Annotated in this window: 15 protein-coding genes; 1 reads left to right on the forward strand and 14 read right to left on the reverse strand. The window is 58.7% G+C overall.

Annotated features, from left to right (window positions below):
* Window positions 1–8: 8 nt before the first annotated feature.
* From E8K88_RS15235 to E8K88_RS15300, 14 genes are all read right to left on the reverse strand, one after another.
* On the reverse strand, window positions 9–1,868 hold the full coding sequence (locus E8K88_RS15235) for an AMP-dependent synthetase/ligase (protein ID WP_136407534.1): 1,860 nt from the start codon (window positions 1,866–1,868) through the stop codon (window positions 9–11).
* Entirely contained in the window at window positions 1,859–2,635 is a 777-nt protein-coding gene (locus E8K88_RS15240; RefSeq protein ID WP_136407535.1) for an ABC transporter ATP-binding protein, read from the reverse strand. The genes E8K88_RS15235 and E8K88_RS15240 overlap by 10 nt, the downstream gene beginning before the upstream one ends.
* Before the next feature lie 14 nt (window positions 2,636–2,649).
* On the reverse strand, window positions 2,650–3,429 hold the full coding sequence (locus E8K88_RS15245) for an ABC transporter ATP-binding protein (RefSeq protein ID WP_205880100.1): 780 nt from the start codon (window positions 3,427–3,429) through the stop codon (window positions 2,650–2,652).
* Window positions 3,426–4,502, reverse strand: a complete 1,077-nt coding sequence (locus tag E8K88_RS15250; protein WP_136407536.1) for a branched-chain amino acid ABC transporter permease — start codon at window positions 4,500–4,502, stop codon at window positions 3,426–3,428. The genes E8K88_RS15245 and E8K88_RS15250 overlap by 4 nt, the downstream gene beginning before the upstream one ends.
* A 24-nt stretch (window positions 4,503–4,526) precedes the next feature.
* Window positions 4,527–5,411 (reverse strand): branched-chain amino acid ABC transporter permease, encoded by an 885-nt coding sequence (locus E8K88_RS15255; RefSeq protein WP_240754558.1) that lies wholly within the window; start codon window positions 5,409–5,411, stop codon window positions 4,527–4,529.
* Entirely contained in the window at window positions 5,408–6,364 is a 957-nt protein-coding gene (locus E8K88_RS15260; RefSeq protein ID WP_136407537.1) for a winged helix-turn-helix transcriptional regulator, read from the reverse strand. The genes E8K88_RS15255 and E8K88_RS15260 overlap by 4 nt, the downstream gene beginning before the upstream one ends.
* On the reverse strand, window positions 6,365–7,573 hold the full coding sequence (locus E8K88_RS15265; RefSeq protein ID WP_136407538.1) for an acetyl-CoA C-acyltransferase: 1,209 nt from the start codon (window positions 7,571–7,573) through the stop codon (window positions 6,365–6,367).
* Window positions 7,570–8,487 carry a DUF1295 domain-containing protein gene (locus E8K88_RS15270; protein ID WP_168797355.1) on the reverse strand — a complete coding sequence of 306 codons (918 nt, stop codon included), beginning with the start codon at window positions 8,485–8,487 and terminating at the stop codon, window positions 7,570–7,572. Before E8K88_RS15270 ends, E8K88_RS15265 begins: the two co-directional genes overlap by 4 nt.
* 25 nt (window positions 8,488–8,512) lie before the next feature.
* Window positions 8,513–9,481 carry an NAD(P)H-dependent flavin oxidoreductase gene (locus E8K88_RS15275; RefSeq protein ID WP_136407540.1) on the reverse strand — a complete coding sequence of 323 codons (969 nt, stop codon included), beginning with the start codon at window positions 9,479–9,481 and terminating at the stop codon, window positions 8,513–8,515.
* A gap of 66 nt (window positions 9,482–9,547) precedes the next feature.
* Entirely contained in the window at window positions 9,548–11,023 is a 1,476-nt protein-coding gene (locus E8K88_RS15280; RefSeq protein WP_136407541.1) for a carotenoid oxygenase family protein, read from the reverse strand.
* A gap of 216 nt (window positions 11,024–11,239) precedes the next feature.
* Window positions 11,240–12,007 (reverse strand): SDR family NAD(P)-dependent oxidoreductase, encoded by a 768-nt coding sequence (locus E8K88_RS15285; RefSeq protein WP_136407542.1) that lies wholly within the window; start codon window positions 12,005–12,007, stop codon window positions 11,240–11,242.
* 298 nt (window positions 12,008–12,305) lie between these two features.
* A complete protein-coding gene (locus E8K88_RS15290) occupies window positions 12,306–13,085 on the reverse strand; it encodes an enoyl-CoA hydratase/isomerase family protein (protein ID WP_136407543.1) in 780 nt (259 codons plus the stop codon).
* Window position 13,086: 1 nt separating this feature from the next.
* Window positions 13,087–14,328: an acetyl-CoA acetyltransferase gene (locus E8K88_RS15295; protein ID WP_136407544.1), complete on the reverse strand. Its 1,242-nt coding sequence runs from the start codon at window positions 14,326–14,328 to the stop codon at window positions 13,087–13,089.
* A 59-nt stretch (window positions 14,329–14,387) separates the two neighbouring features.
* Window positions 14,388–16,124: a class I adenylate-forming enzyme family protein gene (locus E8K88_RS15300; RefSeq protein ID WP_136407545.1), complete on the reverse strand. Its 1,737-nt coding sequence runs from the start codon at window positions 16,122–16,124 to the stop codon at window positions 14,388–14,390.
* Window positions 16,125–16,356: 232 nt separating this feature from the next.
* On the opposite strand from E8K88_RS15300, the gene E8K88_RS15305 reads away from it, so the two are divergent.
* Window positions 16,357–17,151: an IclR family transcriptional regulator gene (locus tag E8K88_RS15305; RefSeq protein WP_136407546.1), complete on the forward strand. Its 795-nt coding sequence runs from the start codon at window positions 16,357–16,359 to the stop codon at window positions 17,149–17,151.
* Window positions 17,152–17,190 lie beyond the last annotated feature (39 nt).

Here is a 17,190-nt window from a genome sequence, read left to right on the forward strand (position 1 = left end):
TAATGGTTTTATGCAACGACAGGAACCGGTTTTGCAGTGCTGTACATGCTGTCAATCAGCCCTGCGTATTTACGTGCAATCACCTTGCGCTTGAGCTTCATCGTGGGCGTGAGCTCTTCGTCTTCTGCGGTCAGCAGCATGTCGATGATGCGGAAGTCTTTGATTTGCTCGACACGCGCGAGCTGCTGGTTGACGCGGTCGACCTCGCTGCGGATCAAGGCCGCAATTGCTGGTGCGCGGGCCAGGCTGGTGTAGTCGGTGTAGGGAATTTGCTGCTCTTGCGCATGCCTGGCGACATGCTCCTGATCAAGCATGATCAGACAGGTCAGGTAGTTGCGGCCATCGCCAATCACCACCGAGTCAGTGATATAGGGGCTGAACTTCAACAAGCTTTCAATATGGCTTGGCGTGATGTTCTTGCCGCCCGAGGTGATCAAAATGTCTTTGAGGCGGTCGCGAATGGCCAGGTAGCCGTTGCCATCGAGCTCGCCACAATCGCCAGTGCGCAGCCAGCCTTGGGCATCGACAGTGTCAGCCGTTTGCTCTGGCAAATTCCAGTAACCACCAAATACATTGGGGCCGCGAATTTGGATTTCACCCTCAGCGCCAATGCGCATCTCAGTGCCAGGCGAAGGCACACCGGCCCAGCCCAGCCGAATACCGCCTTTGGGTGTGGCTGCGCAAAAACCGCAGGTTTCGGTCATGCCATAGGCTTCGCGCAGTTCGATACCGCAAACCAAAAACCAGCGAATCAGTTCTGCCGGCACAGGTGCAGCGCCAGTAATGGCGCTGCGCACATTCTGCAAACCCAAGAAAATCTTGATATTGCGCAGTGTTGCCCAGCGCAGCGCTTGGGTGGCTAGGCCTTGTGCGGGCGCTGCTTGCTGGCTGAGCTGCGCCTCAACCAACTGGGCTGCGCTTTCGCGCGCTTTGGCATAGGCCCAGCGTGCGGCAGGAATGGCATCGCGCATGAACAAATCAATTTGCGAATACATTTTTTCCCAGAAGCGCGGCGGCGCAAACAGCATATGCGGAGCCACCTCGCGCAGGTCATTGGTGACCGTGCCAGCGTTCTCAGGAAAATGCACGATCACGCCCAAAGCCAGCGGATTAAAGACCGTCGACATGCGCTCGGCGATATGGCAAAGCGGCAAAAACGACAGCGATTTGTCGCCCACCCCCACATCCAGGTACTGCGGCGCCTGTGTGAGCTGGAACATCACATTGCGGCACAAAATCATTGCCCCTTTGGGGTCTCCAGTGGTGCCTGAGGTGTATACCAAAAATGCAATATCTTGCGCACGGCCCGCATCAATGGCCTGCTCAAACGCAAGCGCTTGGCTGGCGTCGTGGCCGCGCTGCAAACCCTCCTGCAATACGTCATCGAAAAAGCGCACCTGCGGGTCAGCAAAGTCGCGCAGACCATCGCGCTCCATCACCACAATAGTGCGCAACGCGGGGCATTGCGCGCGCACCGCCAGCACTTTTTCCAGCTGCTCCTGGTTTTCGACAAACACGGCTTGCGCGCCACTGTTTTGCAGGATGTAGAGCACTTGGTCGGCCGACGAGGTTGGATAGATGCCATTGCCCACAAACCCCATGCACTGCGCGGCCATGTCGACATACAGCCATTCGGGCCGGTTCTCGGCCAGTACACACACCACTGCGCCACGCACCAGCCCTGCTGACTGCAACACCAAGCCAATCGCACGGGCGCTGCGGTAATACTCGGCCCAGCTGATGCTTTGCCACAAACCGCGGCGTTTGTGGCGCAGCGCAGGCAAGTCACTCCATTGCTGACAACGCAGACGAAACAGCCGGGCAGGCGTGTCTTGTTGCTGCACCTGAGGGAAAGAATTTAACGCCATGTTTTTCTCCGCTTCCAACGCTGCGTGGTGCCGCTGGCACCGGTATGCGTGCCGCCGCCCAGATAAGAGGCCTGCACATCGGCTTTTTGGGACAAGACCTCGCAACTATCAGCCGCGACAACACGCCCCAATTCCATGATGTAGCCGTCGTCAGCATGCGAGAGCGCGATCGCGGCGTTTTGCTCGACCACCAAAATCGCCGTTCCGGTCTCGTCACGGATACGGCAGATAATGGAAAAAATTTCCTTGGTCAGCAGTGGCGACAAGCCCAGCGAAGGCTCGTCCAGCATCAGCAATTGCGGCTTGGCCATGTAAGCGCGGCCAATGGCCACCATTTGCTGCTCCCCACCGGACAGCAAGCCTGCGTGCTGCTGCATGCGCTCCTTCAGACGAGGAAACCAGCTGTAGATGCGCTCCAGATCACGCTGCACGCCATCGCGGTCCCGGCGTGTGTAAGCGCCCATCGCCAGGTTGTCCTGCACCGAGAGAAACGGGAATACCTGGCGCCCCTCTGGCACCAGCACCAGGCCTCGGCGGCACACCTCATCAGCATCCAAACGGCTGACGGTTTGACCAGAAAACTTCACCTCGCCCTTGAAAGGGTCGATCACGCCGGCAATCGTATTGAGCAGCGTCGTCTTGCCTGCACCATTGGCCCCCAGCACGGCCACAATGCGACCGGATTGGACCTGAATATTCACCCCCTGTATGGCCACAATGGGCCCGTACCAGGTCTCCAAATTGTTCACTTCAAGCAATGCACTCATGGCGGTCTTTCTATTCAGGTGCCAAGGTAGGCCGCGATCACGGCGGGGTCGCTTTGCACCTGAGCAGGCGTGCCTTCGGAGAGCACCGCGCCTTGCGCCATGCAGATCACACGGTCGGCCACGGCACTGACCAGCGACATGTCGTGCTCCACCATCACCACGGTGATGCCCAGATCGCAGCGGATGTCATCAATCCAGAATGCCAGCTCGCGCGTCTCTTCCGGGTTCAGGCCAGAGGCCGGTTCGTCCAAGAACAAGAGCTCAGGCTGCGTGCACAGTGCACGCCCGAGTTCCACCACCTTGCGAACGCCATAAGGCAGACTGGCGACAACCGCATGGCGCCAGGCTGACAGATCGAGGAACTCGATCACCGCCTCGGCCTCGGCGCGCGCAGCCTCCTCCAGGCGCGTCACCGCAGGAGTGCGCAGAATCTGCTGCCACCACTGGCCATGGCCAAAGCGATGGCGACCCAGCAGCAGGTTGTCCATCACAGTGGCCGCATCAAACAGCTCAATGTTCTGAAAGGTGCGGGCAATGCCATACTGGGCAATGCGCTGCCTGGGCACATGGGCCAGGTCTTGCCCCTTGAACACAATGGCACCGCCTGAGACATCAAACACCCGAGTAATGGCATTCAAGGTCGAGGTTTTACCTGCACCATTGGGGCCAATGATGGCAAGCACTTCGCCCACATGTACATCCAGGTTCAGACCGGCAATGGCGCGCACACCACCAAACGTCAGCGACAAATCGCGCACCTGCATCAAAGGGTTAGAGTTGGCTGTAGGGCTCATCGATAACGCTCCGACTTCATATAACGTTTCTGGCGCTTGAAGGTGTCACGGCGGTACAGCGGAAACGACTGCAGCAGCGCACGCAACTTCAGCCAACGGCCATTGAGGCCGCCGGGCTCGAACAACACGAACAGCGCCAGCACCAAACCAAAAATAAAAATTTCAAGACCAAATTGCGTCGCCATCTGCGCTGGCAACCAAGGCTTGATGCGGGAAATGGCCACTGGCAACATGCTGATGAGCACCGCACCAAAAATCGCACCACGCAGACTGCCAAGACCGCCAATGACTACCATCAGCACCAGCTCCAGCGACAGCAGCAAGGTAAAGCCGTCAGGCGTGAGGTATTGCAGGTGGTAGGCGATCAGCGCCCCCGCCACACCGGTAATGCCGGCTGAGATCGCAAACGCAGCCACCTTCACAGCACGCACATGGATGCCCAACGAATAGGCCGCTGCCTCTGAATCTCGCACCCCCATGAACGCGCGACCAATGGCCGAGCGCAGCATATTGAGCAGCCCCAAAAGCACCACCACCAGCACCAGCAGGCACAGGTAGTAAAACGCTTTGGGCGAAGCCAGTGACCATGAGCCAATGCGTGCAGGCTCTACGGCCAAGCCGGTAAAGCCCCCGGTCACCGAGCCCCAATGGCCGATCAGCTGCTCGACAATGATTGCAAAGGCCATGGTCACCATTGCCAGATACAGACCCGAGACTCGGATTGCGGGAATGCCCAGCAACAAGCCTGCCGCGCCCGTAATCAGGCCCGCCAACAAGATCGACAGCGGCAGTGGCACGCCCTTGGACATCAGCCACGCATTGGCATAAGCGCCAATGGCCACAAATGCCGCATGCCCTAGTGACACCTGGCCAGTGAAACCGGTCAGCAGCATCAAACCCAGACTGGCAATGCAGAGAATGAACACATAAGACAGCTCGCCCAGGACAAAGCTGCTGGCCACCAGCGGCAGCAGCACCAGCGCTGCGACCAACGTGCCGTAGAGCAGCTTCTCATGGGGGTGCGCCAGCAGTTTGAAGCTATCGCGGTATCGGGTGTGGTAGTCAAATCGCATGATTAATTCCTTGGTCTCTTGTGCTCACACACGCCGTCCATGCGCTTCACCCAGCAGTCCCTGCGGCCTGAAGATCAGCACAAGAATCAGCGCCAAATAAGCCACGATGTCCTTGCTGCCCTGCGGCATGTAGACTCCCGCGTACTGCTCGATCAGGCCAATTAACAGACCGCCCAGAATGGCGCCAGGAATGCTGCCAAAACCACCCAGCACCAAGGCCGCCAACGCCTTCAAGGTAACCAGCCACAGCGAGGTATCAACCAAGGTGATAGGCGCCAGCAGCACACCGGCCAGCGCAGCAATGGCTCCAGCCAATGCCCACACCAGCGAGTTCACCCGTTTGACACGCACGCCGTTGAGGTAAGCGGCCAGTTGATTTTGCGAAGCCGCTTGCATGGCAATGCCAAGCCGGGTATGGCGAAAGAACACATACAGCAGCACTGTCACGGCCATCGCCATCCCCAGAATCACCAGCTGCAAATCGGCAATTTGCAAACCACCAATGCTGGTCGTGCCATTGGTCCAGGGCGTTGGGTAGTTGCGCGACTCAGGCCCAAAGACCATGCTGACCAGGCCGCGAATCATGAACGCCAGCGCGATGGTCAGCATCACCCCTGCAAACTGGGGCTGGCCAGCAATGCGGCGAATCACCAACGCATCAAGTCCATAAGCGAGCACGGCTGTAATAGCGAGCGTGATGAACACTGCCAGCCAGAATGGCAGCCCAACCACAGAGATCAGGCCCCAGGCCGAAAAGGCAGCAATCACCAGAAAATCACCGTGTGCAAAGTTCAGCACCTCGGTGGCCTTGTAAATCAGCACCACGCCTAACGCCACCAGCGCATAAATCGCTCCAACGGAAATGCCGTTGACAGTGAGCTGGGCAAAAACCTGCAAGTCTTCAGTCATGGGGTCTCTCCTGCTGGTGTCTCAAACGCCACATCCCAAGGCCGCAGTGGCTGATGGCAATGGCTGCATGTGACCTGCGGCACAAATGCATGGCCACAGGCTTTATGCCTGGGTTGAATCGAACTGGGCTCGTGAAAATGCTGCCCCCCCGACCAGGTTGCCAGGCAGACGATGTAGCCAAACAAACCGCGGCTGGCTGGCGTCAGCGCATAGCGTTTGCGGCGCGCATCTTCGCGATCGGCAGCGCAAACAAGAAAATGCGAATCCACCATGCTGGCCAGGCGCTTGCTGAGCACGCCCGGTGCGATGCGCAGCACATGGCTGAGTTGGTCAAAATGGTGACAGCCCAAAGTGATCGCAGCGATGATCAACAAACTCCAGCGATCCACGCGCAAGCCCAGTGCAAAGCCTTCTCCTTCTCCTGCACTTGTGCGCAGGCGCGGTGTGCGCATGGCCTCACCGCCGTCATGCAACAGTCTGGAATTGGGCTGCAGCGCATAGTCCAACTGGTGCATCGTCGTGCGCTCGCCGCAGCTTGTGCACGCCAGCTCAGGATGGCAGGCATGGCCGCATTGGCGGTGCAGCAAACGCGCAGGCAGCACCGCCTGGCGCTCACCAAAGCGCTGCTCCCAATCCCAGATCATCAAGACCGAGTCGTACAAAGCCATGCCTTTGGCCGTCAGGTGGTAGGCATATCGCATCGGGCGCTCTTGGTACAGACGCGGCCTGAGCACCTCCATCTGCACCAGGCTTTTGAGTCGCGCAGCCAGCGTATGGCGCGGGATGTTGTAGCGACTGAGCCAGTCGTCAAAGCGGCGCTGGCCAAGAAAGGCCCCAAATATGACTTGGGAGGTCCGATAGTCGCCAATCAGTTTCAGACCATGGCTGAGAGTGCTGCTGGAGAGCGCATCCCGCACCAGGTTCAGATCGGGCTCGGTCTGCTGCACGGCCATTCAGTGGGCTCCAAAACGCTCAATGACCATCGCCACGGCAACCCCTGCAGCACCGCAAATGGCCACCACCGCACGGCGCAGCTGGCGGCGCTCCAACTCATCAAGTGCCATGCCCACCAGCGCACTCCCGGTCGAGCCCATCGCGTGTCCCAGTGCGATGGCACCGCCGTTGACATTGAGCTTCTCGTGCGGCACGTTCAGGTGCTTCATGTAGTGCAGCATCAGCGCCGCAAACGACTCGTTGACCTCAAACACATCGATGTCATCCACCGTCAAACCGGCGCGCTGCAGTGCTTTTTGGGTCGCATCGACTGCGGCGGTCAGGGCCAGCACATGGTCGCCCGAGGCATCGGCGCTGGCCAGAATGCGCGCGCGCGGTGTCAGGCCCAGTCGCTCTACAGCAGCAGGGCTGGCCAGCAACACGGCAGCAGCGCCATCGGCCATCGTGGGCGAATTGCCTGCATGCTGCACATGCGCAATCGCATCCAGGCCGTATTGCTTGCACATCAGCGCATCAATGCCGTATTTTTGTCCCATCTCGGCAAAGGCAGGCGCGAGTGCAGACAGGCTCTCCAGGCTGGTGCCTGCACGTGGCGTCTCATCCTGCGCCAGCACGGTGTCGCCAGCGGCATTCTTGACCGCAACCACAGAGCGAAAATGGCCCGCCTCGCGCGCAGCCACCGCACGCTGCTGCGATGCCAAAGCATAGGCATCGCACTGCTGGCGCGTAAAGCCTTCAAGGCTGGCAATGGTGTCAGCGGCAATGCCAATAGGCACCAACGAAGTCTGGTGCTGGAACTCCAGATCATGCGTGAGGGGTCCCTTGTCGCTGGCCATCGGCACACGTGACATCATCTCAATGCCGCCGGCCACCGCCAGTGCATCATTGGCCAGTGCCTGGGCTGCAGCCAACTGCACCGCCGTCAGGCCCGAGGCGCAGTAACGGTTCAGGCTCATGCCAGAGACAGCATCGCTCCAGCCGGCCCGCACCAGAGCAAGTTTGCCAATATTGGCGCCTTGTTCAGCCACTTGGCTTACGCAGCCAAACAGGCCATCGCACACCTGAGCGGTGTCGATGCCAGTGCGCGCCTGCAATGCCTGCAGTTGCTGTGCGAGCAGATCCACCGGCTTGATGTCTTTGAGCGCGCCCTTGTCATTGCCGCGTCCACGCGGGCTGCGCACCGCATCGATAATAAGTGCTTGAGTCATGATTTAATCCTTGGAAAAAATGCGGGAGTGCGTTTGCAATAGTCGGCATAGCCGGGCTTTGTTTTCTGCATGTGGCGCTCCATCAGGGATGTCGCAGAGCCCGTGTACATGAACCAGACCACATAGGCGATGGGCAGCACACTGAGCCAGCCATACGGCGAGGCCATCGCCACCAGTCCATAGCCGCACCACATCGCGGCTTGGCCAAAGTAATTGGGATGGCGTGTCAGCCCCCACAGTCCGGTATCGAGCAATTGCGCAGAACTACTGCGGCGGCGCTTGAATTGCGCAAGCTGCCAGTCGCCAACGGCCTCAAACACAAAGCCAATGAGCCACACCACAGCCCCTGCGATGGCCCACCCGCCCAGCGGCTGGGGTTGCGTAACCGCCACCACCAGCGGATAAGCCCAGATCCACATCACCACTGCTTGCAGCAAGAAGACCTGGAAATAACTCCACCACCACCATTTGCGGCCTGAGCGCTGACGCCAGCGTGCATATCGGGCGTCTTCACCATGCGGCAGATTGCGCCACAGTATGTAGAGCGAATAACGGCCAAAGCCGATGCTGCTCAGCAACAATAGTGGCAAGGCCTGAGGATTTGCACCGCTGTGCTGCCAGGCCCACCAAGGCAAGGCTGTCAGCAGCAGGCCATAGGCAATGTCCATGATGCTGGCATCGCGTTTGACCAGACTGATCAGCCACACGAGGGTCAACGCGCCCCACAGGAAAAGCCCAGCGGCCAGCCATTCAGGCAGCACCGGCAGCTCGGGCTTGAGCCAATAAGCCAAACCCACCGCCAATGGCAGCAACGGGTAGTACCAGCCGGTCTTGCTTGACTGGCGCAACAGCTCGCCCAGCCAGACCAGTGCCAGCACCGTCCACGAGAGCATCAACAGCATCGTCCATTGCATCGCAATCACCTTGTGCCCAAGCGATTTAAGCCAAATAATTTTGACCGCGCAAACGGCGCATTGCGGCTGCGTATTCCGAGGCGATGTCGTCAACAATATGGGAGACGGGCTCGACTGCGCGAATCGCTCCAATGCCTTGGCCTGCGGCCCAGACATCGACCCACTTCTTGCCAGCACTGGACTGGTTGCTGTCATATTGGCGCGTAGGTGCGCTGGGCATATTGTCTGGATCAATGCCATTAGCCAAAAGTGAAGGCTTGAGCCAGCTCGCCGGTGTGCCGGTAATGCCGGCACTGACGATCAGGTCGTCGACCGTGCCCTCAACCAGCATTTGTTTGTAAGCATCCGGCGCCATGCTTTCAGCAGCCGGAATAAAACGCGTGCCCATATACACATAGTCGGCCCCTGCGGCAATCGCACCGGCCACGCCCCAGCCATCGCTGATTCCGCCGCCCACCACAATCGGGCCACTAAAAAACTCACGCACCGCGCTGATGAAAGCAAATGGCGAGAGAAAACCCGTGTGCCCACCTGCACCTGCACAAATGCAGGCCAGGCCATCAGCACCAGCGGCCACGGCCTTCTTGGCAAGACCAATGGAGATCACGTCAGCAAACACCTGCCCGCCATAGCGGTGCACGACTTCAATGGCCGGCTTAGGGCTGCCCAGTGCAGTGACCACAACTGGAGGTTGGTATTTGGCCACCAGTTCCAAGTCTTCAGCCAGCCGCGTATTAGAGGAGTGTGTGACCAAGTTGGCACACCAGGGACCGACGCGCTTAGCGCCCAATTCGTCGCGCGCGGCCGCCACCCCTTCGGTGATCTGTTTCATCCACGCATCGAGCTGCGCAATGGGTCTGGCGTTAGGCGTGGGAAAGGCTCCGACGATGCCTGCTCGGCACGCAGCCAGCACCAACTCTGGTCCGGAGATCAAAAACATCGGGGCGGAAAAAACCGGAACCCGCAGCGAATCAGACAGGGAAAGAGTGGACATTTGTCATTTACCTATTCTTATTGAACCAATGAATTAAAAAAACTGCCGCACAACACCGCAGCGCGCTCACGACAGGACACCGTCTCGCAGGTCCTCACCATTGGCCCAGCAGGAGTGCGTGCCGCTGCACAGTTTGTGGGGCAGTTCAATGCGGCAAATCGGTCCGTCACTGAAACGCAAGGCATCGATCAAGACCACCTCAGAACGCTGGGTGGTCTCATTGGTGATGAACGACACCAAATAACCATCGTCCTCACTTTGGGCATTCAGCCTGGGCGCAAACGGTGCCTCGCTGGCAAACTGGCCTTCTGGCAAAGCAATTTGCCAGGACTCGCCAGTGACCAGATCGTGCTTCACATAGCCATTGAACAAAAACAATCCAGGCACCTGAACGGCGCTGTAGGCATAGCGATAGTGCTTGGCGGCGTAGCGCTGGTTGATCATGCCGAACTCCAGCACGCGTTCATCCAGCCGCTGCTCGCTGGTTTGGCCGGTGCGCAAGTTAAAGCGCCAACGGTGCAAACGCGTGCCCATCTTGTACTGGTCCAAATAGGACATCATGCGTTCGTAGCCTTTGGGTGCGCCCTCGAAATTGCGGGGCATGGGCTCGTCCTGGAAATAGCCATCGAGCACAATCTCATCGCCCTCTTCATAGGCATTGAGAAAGTGCAAGACGAAGGTTGGCGCGGCCTCAAACCAGCGAATCTCTTCAGTCTTGCCTCGACGCGGGATGATTGCAAAACGCGAGGGCATGTCGCGGTGAAAACGCACCACATGCCTGCCCTGCTTGAGCAGCTGCTCATCCCAGAACAATGGGAAGTCGTTGAGAATCGCGTAGTTCTCGGTAAAGGCCATGTCATGCGGCAGGCGTGGCCCAGGCAACGGCACCGGCACGTAATGCACCAGGCGGTCATGGCGATCGACCACGCCGTAGTGCATATAGGGCGCATATTGCGAGTAATTAAAAAACAGCAGCTCGCCATTGCTCTCATCGACCTTGCAATGCGCTGAAATGCCGTCCAGCGGCGACCACGGCGGAATGCCTTGCTGGTCCAGGGTTTGCGGATCGAGCCGGTAACCCTCACCGCATTGGTAATAGGTGGTCAGCGCCTTGCCTGCATGCACGACCACGTCGGTGCTGGAGGCGTCTTTGATGCTGCCGTGCGCGCCCCAGCCTGGGCGCTTGGACAACGCAGGGTCCTCCATCAAACCAGCCCATAGCCGCCCGCCGTGCTCCATTTCGGCCTGCAGGCCTTTGGTCTCGATCAGACGGTTGCGGTAAGCGACCTGGCCATCACGAAACGACACCATGTGCAGCATGCCGTCACCATCAAACGGGTGGTAGCGGTCCATGGCCGGAAAAATCGGGTTTTGCGTATTGCGCAAATAGACCCCGTCAAGATCAGTGGGAATATGGCCTTCAAGCACGCGCAACCCGACCGCATCAACCTCCTGGCGCAACGGTGTCCAGGCGTTCTGCAGATACGGGTGGTCACCTGCCTGAATATGGTTTGGCAACTCTCTTACGATTTTCGTCGTCATATGCAATCCCAATCACTTCTCTTATTGAACCAACTAAAAATGGCTACTCAGGAATACCATCCAAAGTAGGCAAAACGGCAAAAACAAGCCTGTCGAGGTGGCCACAAGAATCAAGCAAACCACACGTGGTCAATCTCTGCCAAGCACGCTGGCGCCCACCTGCCTATGCAAGCCCTTGCTATTTCCATCAACGAAACGGTTGTTAATTTGTGGGTGCTATAGGCCACGCAGATGGTTGCCACCATCTACAGGAATGACAACACCCGTCACATAAGCCGAAGCCGCACTGGCCAAAAACAGCAAAGCCCCATCCAGCTCATCCAGGTTGCCTGCACGCTTGGACAAAGTCGCCGCCACATACTTCTTGCCACTGCCCGATTGCACATAGGCATCCACCATCGCGGTATGGAACAGCCCCGGCGCAATCGCATTGACCTGAATCTGGTGTGCGGCCAACTCCACTGCCATCTTGCGTGTGAGCTGGAGCAAAGCGGCCTTGGCCGTTCCATAAGCGGCCGTGAACGGCTGCTGTGTAATACCTAGCACTGAGGCAATATTCACCACACGGCCAGGCTCTCCGGCCTTGACCAAACGGCTGCATACGGCCCGTGCAACACGGTCAGCGCCCAGCAAGTTGACTTCCAGCATGGCCTGCCAATCGGCCTCACTGGTATCCAGCCAACTGATGGAGCGGGCCTGGCCCGCGTTGTTGATCAGCACATCAATGCGCACGCCCATGGCATCCAGGCGTTGAAAGGCGGCCTCTACGCTGGCTGGACTGGACACATCCATGGCCACTGCATAGGCTTCCACGCCTTGACTGCGCAGTTGCTGCACTTGCAGCTCAAGCGCATCTTGTCTGCGAGCGGCCAACACCACGCGTGCGCCCGCTTGAGCCAGAACCTGGACAAAGCGCGCGCCCAGTCCATCAGAGGCGCCAGTCACCATGGCCGTGCGCTGCTGCAGGCTAAACAACGCACTCATAGCGCCGCCTTGGCCTGCGCAGCGGCGCCATCCAAGCCATGCACAAGACAGGCCTGCAATGCATTCGCAAGCCCCCAGCTGAGGCGTTCACAATACTTTTTCATGTCTCCTGATCCTTGTTTTATTGCCCATGGTCTGGTGCGTCACCGCCATGCGTCATCGATCATTTGTGTCGCATGATAATCTTCATATCGTTTTTTTAGTGCGATATGTTCTGCGATACGAAACTTATTGAAAAAAACGATAAAAAATTTCCACCAACAACTTGGCTCGGCCTGCCCGCTTGCCAAGCGTGTGCTCAAACAAATTGCGGCTTGCGTTTGTCCATCAAAGCAGCCAGGCCTTCGGCAAAGTCCGGCCCTGCCGCGCAATCGGCAAAGGCCGCCTCTTCCAGCTGCAACTGACTGGGCAGATCGCTTTGCAAGGACGCGCGCAATAAGCGCTTGGTATGCCTCAAGGCCTGTTGTGAGCCAGCTGCCAATTGCATTGCGCACTGCCAGGCTGCCTCCATCAACTGCGCCTTGGGAACGAGCTGCGACACCAGCCCGCAAGCCAGCGCCGCCTGGCCATCCAAGCTGGTACACAGCAGTGCCATGTCCATGGCTTTGCGCATCCCCACCCAACGTGCCAATTGCCAGCTCACGCCCGCATCTGGCGAGAGACCAATGGCCGGCGCACCGACGCTCAAGCGGACATCCTCCGCAGCGATCAGGAAGTCCGCAGCCAGCGCCAAGCCCAGGCCACCACCTGCGGCAAGGCCCTGCACCGCACACACAATCGGCAGCTCGCACTCGCTGAGCAGCAAAATGGTTTGATTGACCATGCCCAGCACTTGCTTGAGCACCGCCGGATCGCCTTGCAAAACCTTCAAATCACCACCTGCCATGAAGGCACGGCCGGCTGCACTGACAAGCACCACACGCACGCCAGCTGTGGTGCTGAGCGCCTGCACGGCAGCCAATAATTGCTCTGCCATCGCCAGGTTGGCTGCATTGCCAGCAGCGGGGCGGTTCAGCTCGATGTGGTAGATGCCCTGTTGCAGCGTGGTGTTGACCAGCTGCTCTGCTAAATCTGTCATCTCAGTCTCCTTCTGCGCGCTCGACCACAAAACTCACCACCGTGGCAAACGAGCCGCCGATATTGAGGGTTTGCATGCGCTGCGCACCGGGAATCTGCATCGCCCCAGCTTGCCCAGTGACCTGGCGAGCGCAGTCAAGCAGCATGCGCACGCCTGTCGCACCAACGGGGTGGCCACAGCCAATCAGGCCGCCGCTCATATTGATCGGGCAGCGGCCATCGCGGTCAATGCTGCCATCTGCCACCGCCTGCCAGCTTTGACCGGGTGGCGTCAGGCCAAAGTGGTCAATGGCCACATACTCGGTGGTGGTGAAACAGTCATGTGTCTCAATGCCACTGAGGTCTTCAGTGCCACTAATACCTGCACGCAGCCATGCATCGACAATGGTCTGGCGCAAATGCGGGAATACATACTCCGCCCCCTGGCTGGCCGCCAACTTGTCTTGCAGCCGCAAATAAGTATTGTGGTGGCCCCAGCCCGAGATGCGCGCCAGGTCTGCCAGCGTCTTGCCATTGCGCTCGGCATAGCCCCTGGCAAAACGTTCCGAGGCCAAAATCACCGCCACTGCCCCATCGGTCACCTGACCACAGTCCTGGCGGCGCGTGCCCGGCTCAATCAATGGGTTGGCCTCGTCGTCATCGGTAAAACTCAACTCGTTGAATTGCCAGTTGCGCGTCTGCGCCAGCGGGTTGAGCTTGGCATGGCCGTAGTTCAGCTCGGCAATGCGGTTGAGGTAGCGCCGATCCAGGCCATAGCGCCGCTCATATTCAGCAGCGACCACGCCAAATGCAGCGGGCCACATGAACTGGCAGTCAATGCCTTCATGGCCTTGCCACGAAGCGGCATTCTGATTGCGCGAGGCCTCGTGACCCGAGGTATTTTTGAACTCCTCAACCCCCAGCACCAGCACGCAGTCATAGCGGCCTGACTCAATTTCGGCCATCGCGCTGAGCACCCCCAGGGATGAGGAGGCGCAAGCACCTTCATGGCGCATCGCGGCCACGCCATCCAACTCGGGCACCATCTGCGCCACCATCGAGCCCAGATGCGCCTGCTGGCGCTGCAGCTCTCCAAAAGCATTGCCGACATGGATGCTTTGCACCTCACTGGCCGCGACCTGGGTCGCTTCCAGCGCCTGCGCAGTGGCCTCGCGCACCATGTCAGAGATGTCTTGGCCTTGGCGCGACCAGGCCTTGGCAAAATCGCTTTGGTAACCGCCCAAAATATAAGTGGCTTGTGTCATGTTGTTTCGTCTCCGTTGTTCTCAATTTCATGCAGACAGTGATCCAGCGCGCGCCAGGCTTATGCCTGTGCAGCAGCGCCCTGAACCTCCTCGCGCAAGACGCGTTTGAGCACCTTGCCCACCGGGTTGCGCGGCAGCGCATCAACCAGCTCCAGGCGCTCAGGCAGCTTGAAGGCGGCCACCTTGCCAACGGTTTTTAAAAAAGCCACCAGCTCCTCAAGTGATACCGGCTGGGCCGCATTTCTGGGCACCACGACCGCGCACACCCGCTCACCCAGAATCTCATCAGGCCAGCCAATCACTGCCACTTCACGCACCTTCGGATGTGAGAGCAACAGGTTTTCGACCTCTTCACAAGAGATATTCATGCCGCCGCGCACCACAATGTCTTTGTGTCGTCCAGCAAAACGGTAGAACTGCTGGCGCTCGCCGGCAATCTCAAACAAATCGCCACTGCGGTAATAGCCTTGCTCATCAAAAGCCTGGGCTGTCACTTGCGGGCTGTTGTAGTAGCCAGAAAAAATCATCGGTCCCTTAAAGCGCAACTCGCCCACTTGACCGCTTGCGCTGATGTCCTTGCCGGTTTCCAGATCAACCAGTCGCGTGGCTATTTTTTGGGCAGTCAGACTCTGCCACTGCAGGCCTGCTACGCCAATGCGTGGGAAGAAGTTGGCGCGCTGCTGCTGGTCTGGCATGTCCTGCGGTGTCGAGGCCAGGGAGGCGCCTTCATTGGAGCCAAAATAATTGATGACTTCAATGCCAAAGCGCTGGGCAAACTGCTCAAACAACCACGGCGCGACCGGCCCTCCGCCAGAGCCTACACGCGTGAGTCGCTGCAAATCCACGCCTTCTAGCAGCTCCGGACTTTTGAGCAGCATGCTCAGCACCGCTGGGGCAGCCACCGTATAGTCAACGCGGTGCTCTTGCAATTGCTGCAAGAACACCTGAAGATCAAACGGATGGTGGTGGTAGAGACCGCCACCCGTCATCAGCCAGGCCACCAAGCTGGTGGAAATGCCCGCCATGTTGACAAACGGAAACGGAATCACCATCTGCGTGCCATGCGGCAGCTGGGCTGCATCGATGACACTTTCGCCCATCACCAGCCATTGGTTGTGGCTGCGCGGCACGCCTTTGGCACGAGCCTCTGTGCCAGAGGTCCAACAGATCGTGAACACATCATTGGCCGTCAAACCGATACGCTGCATGTGCGCACGCATCTGTTGTTCAGTCCATGGCACAGTATCTGCAACGAGCTGATCCAGCACGCCAACACCTGCTGGCAAAGGCACGTCCGAGCCGTCGACGTAGGCCCAAATCCATTGCAGCGACGGCATATTGGCCTGCATGGCCTGAATGGCTTCAGCAGCCAGATAGCTACCCAGTCGCTGCGTGCTAATCAGTCCTTTGGCCTGGGTCGCCTGGGTCACGTACTCCAGCTCATGCGCCCGGTACTGCATCGGCACGGGTGAAACCATGACGCCCATGATGGCGCAGGCCAGGTACAGCGCGTGCAACTCAACGCTATTGGGCAGCTGCACCACGAGGACATCGTCCTTGTGCAAGCCCTGCGCATCAAACAACGCACACAGCGCGCCAGTTTGCTGGCGCAACTCAGCCCAGCTCCAGTGCTTGACCTTACCGCCAAAAAGAGCGGGCCGATTGGGTGCATCAGCAACGGCAAAAGCCGCTGGTTGGCGCGCTGCCATGTCCAGGAAAATCTCACCCAAGGTGGCGTGGCCCCACCAACCTTTGGCCGTATAGGCATCGATGCTTGCTTGGTCGACCTGAATCATTGCACGCCCCCCTTGCGCCTTACAGCCCTTGGCGCCTTGCCTAGGCATGGCTGAGCAAACCTGCAGCTGCTATGTACGTGGGCTTTAGTGCGCCTGAAAAATGCTCCCGCATCCATTGTTTTGTCTCCTGATTACGCCCTTTATTTAGGCTTGAAATCAGTGTAGATGCGGTGCTAAACTTGGCCTCTTCAAATTTCGATATTCCATATTTGGTATCAATAATCGGAATCTTATGGATAACACTTGGAACAGACGTGTGCCCACTGGGCTAGAGGAATTCGCTGGCGACAAACAGTTCGCCACCACACTGGCGCGCGGGCTGGAGCTGCTGCATTGCTTTACGCCAGAACGCCCTGTTCTGGGCAACAGCGAGATGGCCAAAATGCTCAACCTGCCCAAAGCCACGGTGTCGCGGCTGAGCTATACGCTGTTGTGTCTGGGCTACCTCACGGCCACTGAGTACTACGGCAAATACCAACTGGGTGCTGCCACCTTGTCGATGGGTTACCCGTTACTGGCGCAATTCACGATCCGCCGCAGCGCCAGGCCATTGATGCTCAAAATGGCCAAGTCACTCAACTGCAATGTCTCGATTGGGGTGCGCGACCGTTTCTCGATGGTCTATATCGAGGTGATTCGCACCGGCGGCGGCATTGTCTACGCCCATGACGTGGGCAGCACCCACCCTTTGCTGGGAACCTCGATCGGCCGGGCCTACCTGCTGGGCTGCACCCCGGCCGTGCGCGAATCATTGATCAATCAGATCAAGATCAAGGAACCCGGCCAGTGGCGCCAATACGGCAAGAAAACGCAGGAGAACTTGCAGGACTATCCGCAATACGGCTGCTGCACGGCCGTCGGCGAAATTGTGCCTGACGTACAGGCCGTGGCCGTACCACTGGGGCGCATTGACCGCGTTGATGTGGCCGCCATAAGCTGCACCTTCCAGGGCCGCAGCCTGAATGTCGATTGGCTGCGCCGCGAGGTTGCGCCGCAACTGCAAGCCCTGGCAAGACAGATTACCTAAGCCAAGCGCTGGGCGTACTAAGAGCCTTTTCAACATCTC

Source organism: Lampropedia aestuarii (assembly GCF_004803635.1).
Taxonomy (GTDB): Bacteria; Pseudomonadota; Gammaproteobacteria; order Burkholderiales; family Burkholderiaceae_C; genus Lampropedia; species Lampropedia aestuarii.